Origin of the sequence: Pseudoalteromonas sp. T1lg48, from assembly GCF_002964785.1 — a bacterium.
In the GTDB taxonomy this organism is placed as follows: domain Bacteria; phylum Pseudomonadota; class Gammaproteobacteria; order Enterobacterales; family Alteromonadaceae; genus Pseudoalteromonas.
In genome coordinates, this window is record NZ_PQCC01000004.1 from 84210 (window position 1) to 97196 (window position 12987).

A 12987-nucleotide genomic window follows, 5' to 3' on the forward strand; every position below is an offset into this window, starting at 1 on the left:
ACTTTAGTTTTCACCCACACACAAGTGGGGATCAGCCGAGACCTGTTCAAACCAGCTGCGCAGACTGTCGATAGCGGCGCGGGTTTTGGCCGCCACCGCATCGCGGTGAGGGGTGACCGCGTACACGCTGTAATGGGGTAAATGCCACTGCGGGCAGAGACGTTTTAGCCTGCCGGCGGCAAGCAAATGACGCACCTCTGGCTCCGGCAGCATGCCATAGCCTATGCCGTCCAAGGTCAACTGAATGACCGCCTGCATATTGTTAACCAGCAAACGCGGCTCATCCAGTGCGTAGGCGGCAGCGTTTTGCTCATGCGTTAAGGTATGGGCAAAACGTTTGCTATTGATATGGCCAATGTGAGTGTGTCCGGTTAAGGCATCGGGCTGTGTTGGCGCCACTTCTGCGAGCGGGTGGGCACTGCTTACACAGGGGATCAATTGCCAGTCGGCCAGGTGTCGGGCAATTAATGTTGAGTCGTGTAAAGGGCCTATACAGATAGCAAGATCAACCCCTGCAGCGATAATGTCGAAGGGTTCATCGGTCAGAGTTAATTGCAGCTCAACTTTTGGAAAACACTCGGTGAGCTGCTTAATGGGCTGGCTTAACAGGCCGCCGCCAAAGCCAATGGGCGCAACAATTTTCAGCCGCCCCGAAGGCGTGTGCTGTAACTGCTCCAACTGCTGTTGTGCCAATTCGGCGGTGGCCAGTAATTGCACCGCCGAGGCGTAATAGATTTCCCCCGCCTCGGTTAGCGTCAGTTTACGGGTGTTGCGGTTAAACAGCCCCAGTGCGATATCCTGTTCTAATTTGGTGATCTGCTGACTCACCGCCGAGGCGGTCATATTCAACTGCTCCGCCGCACGGCTCATATTGCCCGCCTCCACCGTTTTTACAAACACTTGCAAGGCGCGAGTTATTTTAGAATTCATAGATTAAGCATTTCTTATATCAGCTTTAAGCAAAAGCCAATTGCTCCAAAGATGGTGCCAGCATACCATTAAATGATAATGAATATCATTTCTTTTATTTGGACGTAAAAATTGCCACGTCGAACTGGAGTAAATACGTGACTAAACGCAGTAAGCTTTGGGATCTCAAAGCCTGGCATTGGATAAGCTCGGCGGTATGCCTTATCGGCATGTTGTTGTTCGCCATCACCGGCATCACCCTCAATCACGCCGGCAGCATTGAAAGCCAGGCACAAGTAACGCAACTCGAAGCCCGGGTACCCGATGCGATACTAACCCAGCTTGTAAATACCAATCAGCGCGAGCAACTGCCGCATAGTTTTGCCACCTGGTATACAGGGCAAACCAAGCAAAGGTTAGCGGCCAATGCGCAAATACAGTGGAGCGACTTTGAGCTCTACGTCGCCATGCCTAAGGCGGGCAGTGATTCCTGGTTTACCGTGGCCCTGGACACGGGCGAGTTTTACCAGGAAGCGACTCATCGCGGCGTGGTCGCCTATTTTAACGACCTGCATAAGGGCCGCAACACCGGCATCTGGTGGAGCCTGTTTCTCGATCTCTTCTCCATTGCCTGTATCGTCTTTTCGCTGACCGGCCTCTTGCTGCTTAAACGCTATGCCAAGGGCCGCAAGTCAACCTGGCCCCTGGTGTTGGCGGGGCTTGGTATTCCCGCTTTGGTACTGGCCATACCCGCGCACGCGGCACAAAGAAGTCAGCTAGAGGTGGAGATCCCCAGACTGACGGTGGCCGAGTATCACCCGCCCTATGTCGCCATCTGGCTGGCCGACGAGCAAGGTAAGGCGGTAATGAACCTGGCGCTCTGGTACGACACCAAAATGGCCGAACGCGAAGGCGAAAAATGGCTTAAAGACTTACGCCTATGGTGGCGTCGCAGCGGCCGCAGCTTAAACCTACCGGTAGATGGTGTAACCGGCGCCACTCGCCGCCCGGGTCAGGTCACGCTCGATTTAAGCCCATTTAAGGCGGATATAGCGGCACTGCCTGCGGGCAGTTACAGCCTGAATATCGAAGCTGCCCGCGAGTTGGGTGGGCGTGAGCTGCTGCGTATGCCAATCACCTTGCCCATCGGCGAATCGATCACTCTCACCGAGCAAGGAAAGCACGAGCTCGGCACTATCACCCTAACCATGGAGCCCAACCAGTGAAGCTAGCTAAATTACTCCCCGCCCTTGTTTGCGCCAGCCTAAGCGCCGGCGTCTTATTCGGCCACAACGCCCACGCCCACCGGGTGTGGTTAAAACCGAACACCACTGTGGTGTCCGGAGATGAGGCCTGGATCACCTTCGATGCGGCCATAGCCAATAGCATTTTCAACCCGGATCATCATGCCTATCCACTGCAACGCCTCTTGGCCGTGGGACCCGATGGCAAGGCGGTGGCCATGCAAAACAGCGCCGAACTGCGTTATCGCAGCGTGTTCGACCTGCACCTCACAGAGCCCGGTACCTATCGGGTATTCAACGCCAGCCGCTCTATCGTGGCGCGTTGGGTAGACGAGCACGGAAAACGCCAGAGCTGGCCTGGAAGAGGAAAAACAGGCACGGCGGAGCAATTCGCCCGGCAGGTGCCGAAAAACGCCAAGGATTTGCAAGTCAGTGAAGTCGCTCGTCGACTGGAAACCTTCGTCACCTTAGGTGCACCCAATGCCAACGCCATTGCACCCAGCGGGCAAGGCCTGGAATTGAATGCCCTCACCCACCCCAATGATTTATACGTGGGAGAAGCGGCCGCCATGCAATTTCTTATTGATGGCGAAGCCGCATCGGGCACAAGCGTCACCCTGGTACGCCAGGACGAGCGCTATCGCGACCAGCAGGTGGCCACCGAGCTCAGCGCCGACAAAAACGGTAAAGTCACCCTGGAATTCGCCGAGCCGGGCATGTACTGGCTTGAAGCCGAATATCAAGACCACCAAGGCAAGGCTCCGGCGACCATTCGCCAGGGCAGTTATGTAGCCGTATTCGAGGTGCTTCCCCTTTAAGCAGCAATAACTGGCTATGTAAACGGGCTTTACAGCGTTTCTGTGAGCCCTTTTTTTATTTCCCTATCAACACGCTAGCCTTAGCACATAGATTTAAGCAGCAAACAACATTTACTTAGCTTGCTAACTAAATTAAAATACTTAGCATGCTAACTAAGTTGAGGTTATTGATCATGTCCGATACCCCTTTTCATGAAACCCTGGATTTAAGCCTGTGTGGGCAACTGGGTCGCGTTCACCGTATCTGCCGGCAGGCGATCACGGTGGCGGTGGAGCCCTTGGGTTTTACCCAGCCAAGGTGGACGGCCATGATGTATATGCAGCACCTTGGTGAGGGCTGCACCCAGCACGAACTAGCAACCAGCTTGGCTATCGAAATGCCAAGCCTGACGCGCACCTTAAAGCAGTTGGAGCAAAGCGAGATTATCGAACGCCGAGTCGATAGCCAGGATAAACGTTGTCGGCGCCTGTATTTTACCGAGCAAGGACACCAGCAAATGGCGCTCCTGCGCGCCCGTATAGCCGAGATCAAAACTCACCTCTACCGGGATCTCAGCGATGAGCAACTCAACGGCCTCGCCCTTGGATTGCTCCAACTTGAAGAAAATGCACTAAACCTGATGCAGGAGGAACGAGAGTGAGCCAGCCACGCACCCCTGACCAACAATTTGCCCGTTACATAAAGGTGGCCATTACCTTCTTTATTGTGTGCTTTGGCTATTTTATCGTCGCTGACCTTTATATGCCGATGACCCCACAGGCCCGGGTGTACCATCAGGTAACCCAGATCACACCCCAGGTAAACGGCGATATCGTCATGGTGGAAGTAAGTAATAACGAGCAGGTAAAAGCCGGCCAGTTGTTGATGCGCATCAATCCCCGACCTTACGAGTTAGCGGTACAGCAGGCCGAGTTAGCCTTGGCACAGGTACAATTGCAAAACCAACAGCTCGATGCCGACATCAGCGCCCTAAACGCAGATTTAAGCGCCGCTGAGGCCAGGCTCAATGAACAGCAACGCTTACACAAGCGCAGCGCCGCCCTGCTCGCAAGCAAGGCGATTTCCGAGCAGCAAAGCGATGAAATCACCGCCAGCCTGGCCACCGCCAAGGCGCAGGTCAGCGCCATCAAAGCGAAAATCCAGGCTGCCAAGATTAAGCGCGGCGAGCACGGCGACAATAATGTTGCCTTGCAACAGGCTAAAAACGCTCTGGCCCAGGCCCAATTGAACCTAAGCTATACCCAGGTACTGGCGCCCCATGATGGCGTCATCAGCAACCTGCAGGTGACCACAGGTACCTATGCCAAGGCCGGCATGGCCATGACAGGCCTGGTTGCCAACAGCCTGGATCTGGCCGCCGATTTTCGCGAAAAGTCGCTCTACCATGTGAGTATCGGTAAGGCCGCCCTGGTGAGCTTTGATGCCCTGCCGGGCCAGGTTTTTAGCGCCCATGTCAGCGAATTTGCCGCCGGCTCCAGCGATGGTCAGCTTAATGCCAACGGCGCCCTGGCTCAGGTAGAAACGTCAAATCGCTGGGTACGCGACGCACAGCGCCAGCGCATCCATTTGCAACTTGAGCCGCAATCGAACGCTAAATTAACCTACTTACCAAGCGGCTCCCGCGCTACGGTGCAGATTATTCCCGACGGCGGTATTCGTGCCGCCCTCGCCAAGGTGCAAATTAAATTCGTTAGCCTGATGCACTACATCTATTGATGGGCGAGGTGGAATTATGATGCTGACTGCCAACGATGTTCGACAAATGCTGCGTATCGCCAGCGGTGCGACCCTGGGTTTTACCCTAAGTAAGCTGTTCAACTGGCCCATGGGCATCTTTTTTACCGTTTACCCCATGCTGCTGCTGGGAATGGTACCTGTGATCAATGCCCATATTGCCCGCCAGTTTGTCGCCAGCGCGCTCTTTTGTGCCTTTGCGGTTCTGATAGTGCAAGGTCTGCTGGGGTTTCACCCTGTGCTTATGGCGTTGGCGGCATTTTTGGTCTTTGCCTTTTTGTTTTACCAGATGAGTCGTGGCGTGAACTTCTTATTCGGTGCGCTCAGCGTGGTGGGATTGTCGATTCAGTGGCATTTCGCCAGTTATAGCCCCGCGGGCATGGATCTGTATGAGCTTATTTTTAGCAATATCCTGGCCGTAAGTGTCAGTTTGGGCAGCGCCTATTTGATGCACTGGCTGTTCCCGGACGTGACACCACGCACCCTGCCTCAGCGTCCAGCGAAAGACAATGCCAGCGTGCGTCATGAAGTGCTTCTGTGTGCCAGCGTCACCACAATATCTTTTATAACGTTTCAGGTTTTGGACTTACAAGACTCGGTATCGGCTCAGGCCGCCTCTATCCTGATCCTCCTGCCGCTGTGTTGGAAGGCGGCGGGCATGGCGGGCTGGCAGCGTATCATTGGCACCTTGATAGGCTGTAACCTGGCATTGGGGGCGCAAATTCTGTTGTTTAACTACAGCCAGATTCTATTATTTCCGATCTTGGTGCTGTGGATCTTGACCTTTGTGTTCAGTCGCTACCATGTGCTTGGCGGTGGGCTGCCGGGAATTGGCTTTGGCGTGATCACCACCTTTGGTATTTTGTTCGGACAGTCACTGGCACCGGATCAGGATTTAATCTACAGCGCCCTGTATCGCTTTAGCTCGGTCTGCGTGGCCATCGCCGTGAGCCTATGTCTGGTCTATTTAATACATCACATGCTCAACCGCTTTAGTGCGACGCGCCATCACACCTATTTTTAGGTCCTTTTTTAGTTACAATATCGGCGTTACAATAACGCAAAAGAACTAAACAGGGACGATTATGCACAGGCTGACTTTAAAAAGAGACAACACCCCCAGGTGGGTGTACGCGATCGCAATCTTGGCTGTATGCGCTTTGATTGGGAGTTTTTTCAGCAAGAGCAATCTGTTGTTTGGCCTAGGCATGCTCACCAACCTGGTGATCATTTGGCGCCTCTTTTTTTGTTCGCCAGAGATTAACAGCGCCAACCCCTTTGCCCATATCAAGGTTGAACAGCAGGAGCTAATAATCGGTGAGGCCAGATTTCCTGTTCATGAAGTACGTAAGGTGGCAATTGATCGCAGCGATGGGAAGGGCTTATTGCAACTGCCCTACAATGGCGGCGGGCAAATACAGTGGGTTTTCGATGACCGCTACAGCGAAGAGTTAAAGGCCTATATCCGACGCACTATGCCAAACGCTGAGATAATCGACTAAGATCTTTGTGTTTTTAGATCTTAGGCAGTTTCCTTAATTCCTTGGTACGCCCACGCTGCACTTTTTGGTCGACCCGCTTGCGCTGAGAGCTACGAGTGGGCTTGGTGGCGCGACGCGCTTTCTCGACCTTGGTCGCAGCTAAGATAAGCTCTTTAAGCCTTGCCAGCGCTTCTTCACGGTTTTGCTCCTGGGTGCGATGGCTTTGCGCCTTAATCACGATAACGCCGTCCTTGGTGATACGGCTGTCGCGATAGGCCAATAACCGCTCTTTGTAGAAGTCGGGTAATTTTGAGCGCTTGATATCGAAACGCAAATGGATGGCGGTGGCCACCTTATTGACGTTTTGTCCGCCGGCTCCTTGCGAGCGGATCGCACTGAGCTCGACTTCCCAATCATCTATGGTTACGGTATTGGATATCTGTAGCATCACATATTCATCTTAGCTTAAAGGACTTAGCCTATTATCGACACCTTTAGAGTCTAACATTAGGCTCTGGCGTCACCCAAATTTGCTTTTGCTTAGATGGTGACGAGGACGGCGCAAATCAAGATTTATGACATGGAGAAAACAATGAAAAAAATGCTATTCGCATTCACCCTGGCTGCCTCCGCGGCATTTAGCTCGGCACAAGCATGGGCGCTGGAGCTTAGCGCAACAGACGTCGAGAAGTTTATTAAAGCAGCCCCTGCGGTTACCAATTGGGCGGATAGCCAGACGGATATTGATGCAAGTACCCTGCTTGGCGCTCAGCAGGAGCAACAAGGAGACAATACCACGGCCGATAATGCCATGATGGACAGCGCCATTGGCATGCTTAAAGACAACGCCATGTATCAGGAATTTGCGACTCTACTAAGCGCCTACGGCTTTACTCCTGAGCAACTGGTCAGCGTTGGCAGCGAGATCAGCAGCGCCTACCTTGCGAATATGAAAGGCAACCTCTCCGCTGAAAACCAGCAAACGGTCGACCAGGTAATGGGGGGTTTACAAAGCCTTTCCGGCAGCAAAAACAGCAACAGCAATTCACTGTTCGGTGCCTTGGGTAAAGCCAACGAGACCAGCGAAGAAGAGATAAGCGATAATAACCTGTCGGTTGTCAGTGAATACATGCCGCAACTTCAGCAACTATTTAGCGCCTTTGTGCAATAAAAGTCGCTCTTTATCGGCGCAGGACATTCTTTCCTGCGCTTCATTTTCGCTTATTCTTTATAAACACCACCGAGCTCTTCGCAGCCTCGCCCTAACGCGTCATAATAGCGCCATGACAATGGCAATAATAACAACTCTCTATGACTTACCTTCTCGCCACCACCCTGTTGTGGGCATTTTCATTTAGCTTAATCGGTGTGTATCTCGCCGGTCAGGTTGATCCCTGGTTTTCCGTGCTTACCCGTATCGCCCTAGCTACCTTGGTATTTTTGCCCTTTTTACGGATTTCACAATTAAACCCCCATATAGCGCTTAAGCTGATGGCCATTGGCGGGGTTCAGTTAGGCCTGATGTACGCATTTTACTATCACTCGTTTTTATATTTAAGTGTGCCGGAAGTGCTGTTATTTACCGTGATGACACCCTTGTATGTCACCTTGCTTAACGATGCGCTCGAAGGGCGCTTTAACCGGGGCTTTTTTATGGCGGCACTGCTGGCCATTATTGGCGCCGTTGCTATTCGCTACGATGGCATCAATCAGGGCTTTATTGTCGGCTTTGCCATAGTACAGGCGGCAAACCTGTGCTTTGCCAGTGGTCAGGTACTGTATAAGCGCCTGATGGCAAAGCATGACCATCTTACCCAGCACCAGGTGTTTGGCTGCTTCTTTATCGGCGCGCTTGTCGTTGCGCTTATTTGCTACGGCGTCTTTAGTGACTACAGCCAGCTACCCACAACGCCGACGCAATGGGGGGTGTTGATTTATCTAGGTCTGATTGCCTCGGGTCTGGGCTATTTCGCCTGGAATAAGGGCGCAACCCAGGTCAACGTGGGCACCTTGGCGGTGATGAATAACCTGCTTATTCCTGCGGGCATCCTGGTCAATGTGCTGATTTGGAATCGCGATGCCGATATTCTGCGCTTAACCTTAGGCGGCGGCATCATTATGGCGGCGTTAGTGGTTAACGAAAAATACATCAACAAGCACCAGTAAAGCTAATTTTGGCAAGGGGGTTTACACCCCCTTTTTTCACTTGGTGGAGGACTAGAGCATACTCTTTAGCACGCCATCCTTACGAATAAAGTGATGCTGCAACGCCGCCAGTACATGCACCAGGATAAGCACCGCCAAGGTGTAGCCGATAAAGCCATGGAGCTGACGATACAGGGCATACAATTCAATATCAGGGTACAGCGCACTGGGCAAAGTAAACCAGCTAAACACTGCAATTGGCCGTGCGCCATAATATTGCATAAGAAACCCGGTCAAGGGCATCAAGATCATCAAACTGTACAGGGCATAATGAGAGCCAAGAGCCATCGTTTTTTGCCACCGGGGGAGGCTGTCTGGGAGCGCAGGCACGGTGGCGCACCAGCGATTGACTAACCGAACAACCACTAACACGGCAACCAATAGGCCAGCGGCCTTGTGAAGTGTTAGTAGCTCTAGCTGCCAGACCTCTAAGCTTTTAACCATGGTCATACCGGCACTGAGAAGGGAAATGATCAATGCCGCCATTGCCCAATGGAGTATGCGCATAGAAGCGCTAAAACGGGTTATTTTTTTATTCATCTCGCCCCTCCTCCACGTCACCCGCAAGCACTTCAACGGCACGACGGCGATATGACTCGGCGTAGGCGGCTGAGCGCGCCCTTAATATTGGATCTTTTGTTGCTTCAATGCCCTGAGGCAGCACCAAGGGATCGTAATTAATCCCATCGCAACGTCCACCTTGCTGAGCTTGCCACTGTGTGATCTTTATCTGCCCGGCAATCATTTTCTCACGTGTCTGAGGCCAACGTTTTGCAGGGTTATGCTCATCGTCTTGCTCGGTGGCCAAGGTGAAAACCCAATCAAACATAACCGGGCCATCAGATAACTGCTGTTTAAACTCGTTAAATAATGCATTGTCCCCGGTAAAACTGTTTTTTAAGCTCGATGTACTGGCATGCGGCTTAACCTCCCAGCGTACGGCCTGACGCTGGTTCTGTTCATCAACTAAATAAAACGCATTGATACTATGATAGGTTTCCAAAGCAAAGCTGCTGCTGGGTTGATAGTTCGCCTTCCACTGCAGAAAGTCAGCACTCTCAGGATGCGCTTCAAAAAATGCCCCAATCGCCTCGGGCCCTTTTTTTATCGCGACAATTTGTTGGTAGAAATCATGTGGATTGGCGACCGCCATAACGGGAGGCGTATTCATGGCAACGCGCCACTGCTTAGTTTGGCTGGTCGCAAAACTCAGCGCCAGGCTGCGCACCGGGGCTTTTAAGTCAGGAGCATACGGGTTGTTGCCAGCAATAGACAAGCGCCCTATAAACGGCGTTTTGGACGACTTAAATACACTTGCTGTGCTGTAACGGGATAAATTGCCGTTAGAGACGAATTCACCGCTAATGCACATTCCTTTTGCGTGTGCTCGGCGATACCCCGGGTAGGTGCTCTCCCCTTGTTGTAAATCGACAAACTGCTGTGCACTGACCCTGGGCACATCGGCAAAAGCAGGAAGAGTAATTAGTGAAAATAACAGAATAAGATACTGTTTCATGATGATTTATCCATAACTGTAAGCGCTCCACATCATGCTTAAGGAAGGTAATAAAAGACTTCTTAGGTGACCCGAGAGAACAAGGTTTTATTTCATCGAATACAATTATTTATGCGATTAGGGCAAGAGTAGGCTCGCCACACGGGCCTGTAAATTGGGAATAACTTCATGCTCAAACCAGGGGTTGCGCTTTAACCAGATATTATTGCGCGGGCTTGGGTGGGGCAGCGCGACCGTTTCTGGCCATTGGCTACGCCAGTCTAATACCGCTTCGGTCACGGTTTTATAGCGCTTTTGCAGATGATAGGTCATGGCATACTGGCCAAGCACCAGGGTCAATTGTCGCTGTGGCAAGGCCGCTAGTATCTGCGCTCGCCAGGTGGCGGCGCACTCTGGACGTGGCGGCAAATCACCTTGTTTACCGCTGCCGGGATAGCAAAAGCCCATGGGTACAATGGCAAAAAGACGCGGATTGTAAAAGTCTTGCTCCGTCACCCCCAGCCATTGCCTTAGACGCACACCACTGGCATCGTCGAAAGGTCTCCCTGCGTTATGTGCATGGATCCCCGGCGCCTGCCCGGCTATGAGTATTTTCGCATCACCATGCAATTGTAATACGGGTTTGGGCGGCAAGGGCAGATACTCTTGGCACAAGGTGCAGGCGCGGATTTTTTCGAGTAATTCCATGGTGTTTGATACTAGTAGGCTTTATGAAAGACTAGATGATGAGGTGGTGGGCCGGCAACCAAAATATCCCTCACCGGCACTTAGAGATCAGATTTTTACTAACTTACAGCCGGTCTACCTCTTACCTTAGCATTAGTTGGTAAGATAGTGATCTAAACGGGATCAGGATTTTACCAACTAACACCGTCAACGCCTGGATGGCCTCGGGGGTTGGGAAGCTACGCTAGGCTACTTACATGCTGAGACGCTCTTTAGGGATGCCAGAAACAAAGGGGCCGTTAATTGCCCCTCTAAAAATCCGCCATGCAATAAAACTAATTTTTACCAACTTTTTTATCAAATGAGTTTTACCCCCAGAGCCAGATCATCATTTTACTAACTCCACCTCTCTCACTTGGTAAAATAATGATCTGTAAACCCCCTTTACAACTTTATGATGACTCCTTTCACCTTCCGTGCCGTTAGTTAATGAGTCACCATGATGAGTTTATCCACGGCGAAACCTCGCTCTGCCAGTTCTCTTTTAAAGTCTTCGACACGCGCCGGGTCAACTTGCGGTGTTCTGGCTAGTAACCAGGCGTAATCCGTGTTAAAGCCGCTGATGTAGGCATACTGATATGCTTCCTGGTCCAGCTTAAACACCACGTATGAAGAGTAGAAAGGGCCAAAAAACGACACTTTTAAATGCCCTACATCGCTCCCGTCCACAAATTTAGCCTTGCCTTCGGCACTGCTCCATTGCCCTGCCTCGGCATTAAAACCCTTGTTGAGAACCTTCACCGAGCCGTCTTCGTTGATGCTGTAAGTGGCTGTCACCTTGGACAGGCCTTCTTCGAAGGAGTGTGGCATGCGGGCAATTTCATACCAGGTACCGGTATAACGGGAAAGCTCAAACGGGCTGACCGGCGTTACCTGCTCGGGCATAGAGGTACAGGCGCTGAGCAACAGAGTTAGTAAAATTATGATCTTGTTGAATATGGCCATTGTTATGATATTCCTTATGTTTATTAATCTAATCAATGTAGCTGTATACGTAGTAATAAGTATAATTGGATCGATATTTTACTAAGGGAAAAGCGAAAATTATGTCGCAGGCTATAGGGTTTGGCGCCGCCGATGCGGCCATTCGTGTTTATGTAAAAAATCGCCCTCCACTGATTGAGTTTCAACAACTAAACACCCTGTTGGCTTTGGATAAAGCAGCCATAGAAAAGATTAATGCCGAGGCAGGTAATGGCTGGCGCAAGGTGTTTAATGTGTACGCCAAGTGGCTGTTTGCGCTACATGGCGAACGAAATACGCTTGGAGAGTTCAGCAGCTGGCAACAGCTACGCGATCAGCTGCTGCTGCGCCGGCACAGTAATACGGCATTGCTGTTTAGTCCTCCACAATTCGATAACCAAGCGCTGCATGTGATTGCCGGTCGCACCTATGCGCAGGAGCTAGCGGCACAGCCTTCACTTGGTATAAATCTGATCTGGCTGGATAAGGAGTTTGCCGTAGACCAGGCAAACCATGTGCTGGTTTGCCCCTATTTTGACTATCGTCAGCTTAGCAATGTAAAAATTGATAAGCTGTGCCAGCTGATCCGGGAACTGGTGCCGGCTTTCATCTAAGATTTCACGTGAGCTTCCGCCCGAGATTCAACCTCAGCTCACGCCACAGAGTATACAGAAGGCTTTGCGTTATGCTAGAGCACAGCCCCTACCCCATCATTTATTGGCAGCGCACCACATAGCCAGTAAAGCTTAGGGCCTTAAAATAACATTGAGCGGTGCCAAAACCGGTCTGATTCAATAACTCGGCAAGGCGCATCCGGTCGAGAGCATAAAACTCATGCTCAAAACTATGTCGAGTGCGCTCTACGCCGATATCGGTAAGTCCTAGCTGCTGACAGACGATAAACTGAGCATCGCGCTCAAACGGCGTTTGTGGCTTCATCAGATCTGCCAGCCAAAGCCAGGCGCCGGATTTTAAACGCTGACGCACGGCGCTTAGTAAATCCGCCTTATCACCATTATCCTCAACAAAGTGCAACACCAGCAAACACAGCGCCGCATCGAAGCTGCCTTCAAGCTCGTCCACGCTGCCGCAATGACATTGCACCCTATCGCTGATCCCCGCCTCCTCAAAACCCTGCTTGGCAATATTCAGCATATCGGCGGAAATATCCTGGGCCACAAAGCGCATCTTGGGGTTGGCCATTGCCAAGGCGATAACCTCGGTGCCGGTTCCGGCGCCAACCACAAGCACCTGCGCGTCTTCCTCGAGAGCCGCCTGGCACTGAGCCTGGGTCAATTGCTGTAATAGGTCGTAACCGGGCACCAGACGACGAATACGCTGGTCGTAGTTACTGGCTTCTTCACCTAGAAAACTGGGCATAATGGTTCCT

At 51.7% G+C, this 12987-nt stretch carries 16 protein-coding genes; 9 read left to right on the forward strand and 7 right to left on the reverse strand.

The window, feature by feature from the left end:
* Positions 1–3: 3 nt before the first annotated feature.
* Positions 4–930: a LysR family transcriptional regulator gene (locus tag C2M29_RS05780; RefSeq protein ID WP_105188854.1), complete on the reverse strand. Its 927-nt coding sequence runs from the start codon at positions 928–930 to the stop codon at positions 4–6.
* Between the two features lie 137 nt (positions 931–1067).
* On the opposite strand from C2M29_RS05780, the gene C2M29_RS05785 reads away from it, so the two are divergent.
* From C2M29_RS05785 to C2M29_RS05810, 6 genes are all read left to right on the forward strand, one after another.
* Positions 1068–2135: a PepSY-associated TM helix domain-containing protein gene (locus C2M29_RS05785; RefSeq protein WP_105188855.1), complete on the forward strand. Its 1068-nt coding sequence runs from the start codon at positions 1068–1070 to the stop codon at positions 2133–2135.
* Positions 2132–2971: a DUF4198 domain-containing protein gene (locus C2M29_RS05790; protein ID WP_105188856.1), complete on the forward strand. Its 840-nt coding sequence runs from the start codon at positions 2132–2134 to the stop codon at positions 2969–2971. The genes C2M29_RS05785 and C2M29_RS05790 overlap by 4 nt, the downstream gene beginning before the upstream one ends.
* 173 nt (positions 2972–3144) lie before the next feature.
* Complete coding sequence (locus tag C2M29_RS05795; RefSeq protein WP_105188857.1) at positions 3145–3612, forward strand: MarR family winged helix-turn-helix transcriptional regulator; 468 nt, start codon at positions 3145–3147, stop codon at positions 3610–3612.
* A complete protein-coding gene (locus C2M29_RS05800) occupies positions 3609–4688 on the forward strand; it encodes an HlyD family secretion protein (protein ID WP_233998366.1) in 1080 nt (359 codons plus the stop codon). The genes C2M29_RS05795 and C2M29_RS05800 overlap by 4 nt, the downstream gene beginning before the upstream one ends.
* A 16-nt stretch (positions 4689–4704) precedes the next feature.
* Complete coding sequence (locus C2M29_RS05805; RefSeq protein ID WP_105188858.1) at positions 4705–5730, forward strand: DUF2955 domain-containing protein; 1026 nt, start codon at positions 4705–4707, stop codon at positions 5728–5730.
* A gap of 169 nt (positions 5731–5899) precedes the next feature.
* A complete protein-coding gene (locus C2M29_RS05810) occupies positions 5900–6208 on the forward strand; it encodes a hypothetical protein (protein ID WP_105188859.1) in 309 nt (102 codons plus the stop codon).
* 13 nt (positions 6209–6221) lie between these two features.
* Here C2M29_RS05810 and arfB read toward each other — a convergent pair whose 3' ends face one another.
* A complete protein-coding gene (arfB, locus tag C2M29_RS05815) occupies positions 6222–6635 on the reverse strand; it encodes an alternative ribosome rescue aminoacyl-tRNA hydrolase ArfB (RefSeq protein ID WP_105188860.1) in 414 nt (137 codons plus the stop codon).
* Between the two features lie 144 nt (positions 6636–6779).
* Here arfB and C2M29_RS05820 point away from each other — a divergent pair, with 144 nt between their 5' ends.
* Entirely contained in the window at positions 6780–7358 is a 579-nt protein-coding gene (locus C2M29_RS05820; protein WP_105188861.1) for a short-chain dehydrogenase, read from the forward strand.
* 140 nt (positions 7359–7498) lie between these two features.
* Positions 7499–8353, forward strand: coding sequence for a carboxylate/amino acid/amine transporter (locus C2M29_RS05825; RefSeq protein WP_105188862.1), 855 nt, complete (start codon positions 7499–7501; stop codon positions 8351–8353).
* Positions 8354–8404: 51 nt separating this feature from the next.
* Here C2M29_RS05825 and C2M29_RS05830 read toward each other — a convergent pair whose 3' ends face one another.
* The 4 genes from C2M29_RS05830 to C2M29_RS05845 form a co-directional block, all read right to left on the reverse strand.
* Entirely contained in the window at positions 8405–8932 is a 528-nt protein-coding gene (locus C2M29_RS05830; RefSeq protein ID WP_105188863.1) for a cytochrome b, read from the reverse strand.
* Positions 8925–9908, reverse strand: a complete 984-nt coding sequence (locus C2M29_RS05835) for a catalase family peroxidase (RefSeq protein ID WP_105188864.1) — start codon at positions 9906–9908, stop codon at positions 8925–8927. Before C2M29_RS05835 ends, C2M29_RS05830 begins: the two co-directional genes overlap by 8 nt.
* 117 nt (positions 9909–10025) lie before the next feature.
* Entirely contained in the window at positions 10026–10595 is a 570-nt protein-coding gene (locus tag C2M29_RS05840; protein ID WP_105188865.1) for a uracil-DNA glycosylase family protein, read from the reverse strand.
* A gap of 465 nt (positions 10596–11060) precedes the next feature.
* Entirely contained in the window at positions 11061–11579 is a 519-nt protein-coding gene (locus tag C2M29_RS05845; protein ID WP_199774862.1) for a lipocalin family protein, read from the reverse strand.
* Between the two features lie 101 nt (positions 11580–11680).
* On the opposite strand from C2M29_RS05845, the gene C2M29_RS05850 reads away from it, so the two are divergent.
* Positions 11681–12211: a DUF6942 family protein gene (locus tag C2M29_RS05850; protein WP_105188866.1), complete on the forward strand. Its 531-nt coding sequence runs from the start codon at positions 11681–11683 to the stop codon at positions 12209–12211.
* Positions 12212–12311: 100 nt separating this feature from the next.
* Here C2M29_RS05850 and C2M29_RS05855 read toward each other — a convergent pair whose 3' ends face one another.
* Positions 12312–12977, reverse strand: coding sequence for a class I SAM-dependent methyltransferase (locus tag C2M29_RS05855; protein WP_105188867.1), 666 nt, complete (start codon positions 12975–12977; stop codon positions 12312–12314).
* Between the last annotated feature and the right edge of the window lie 10 nt (positions 12978–12987).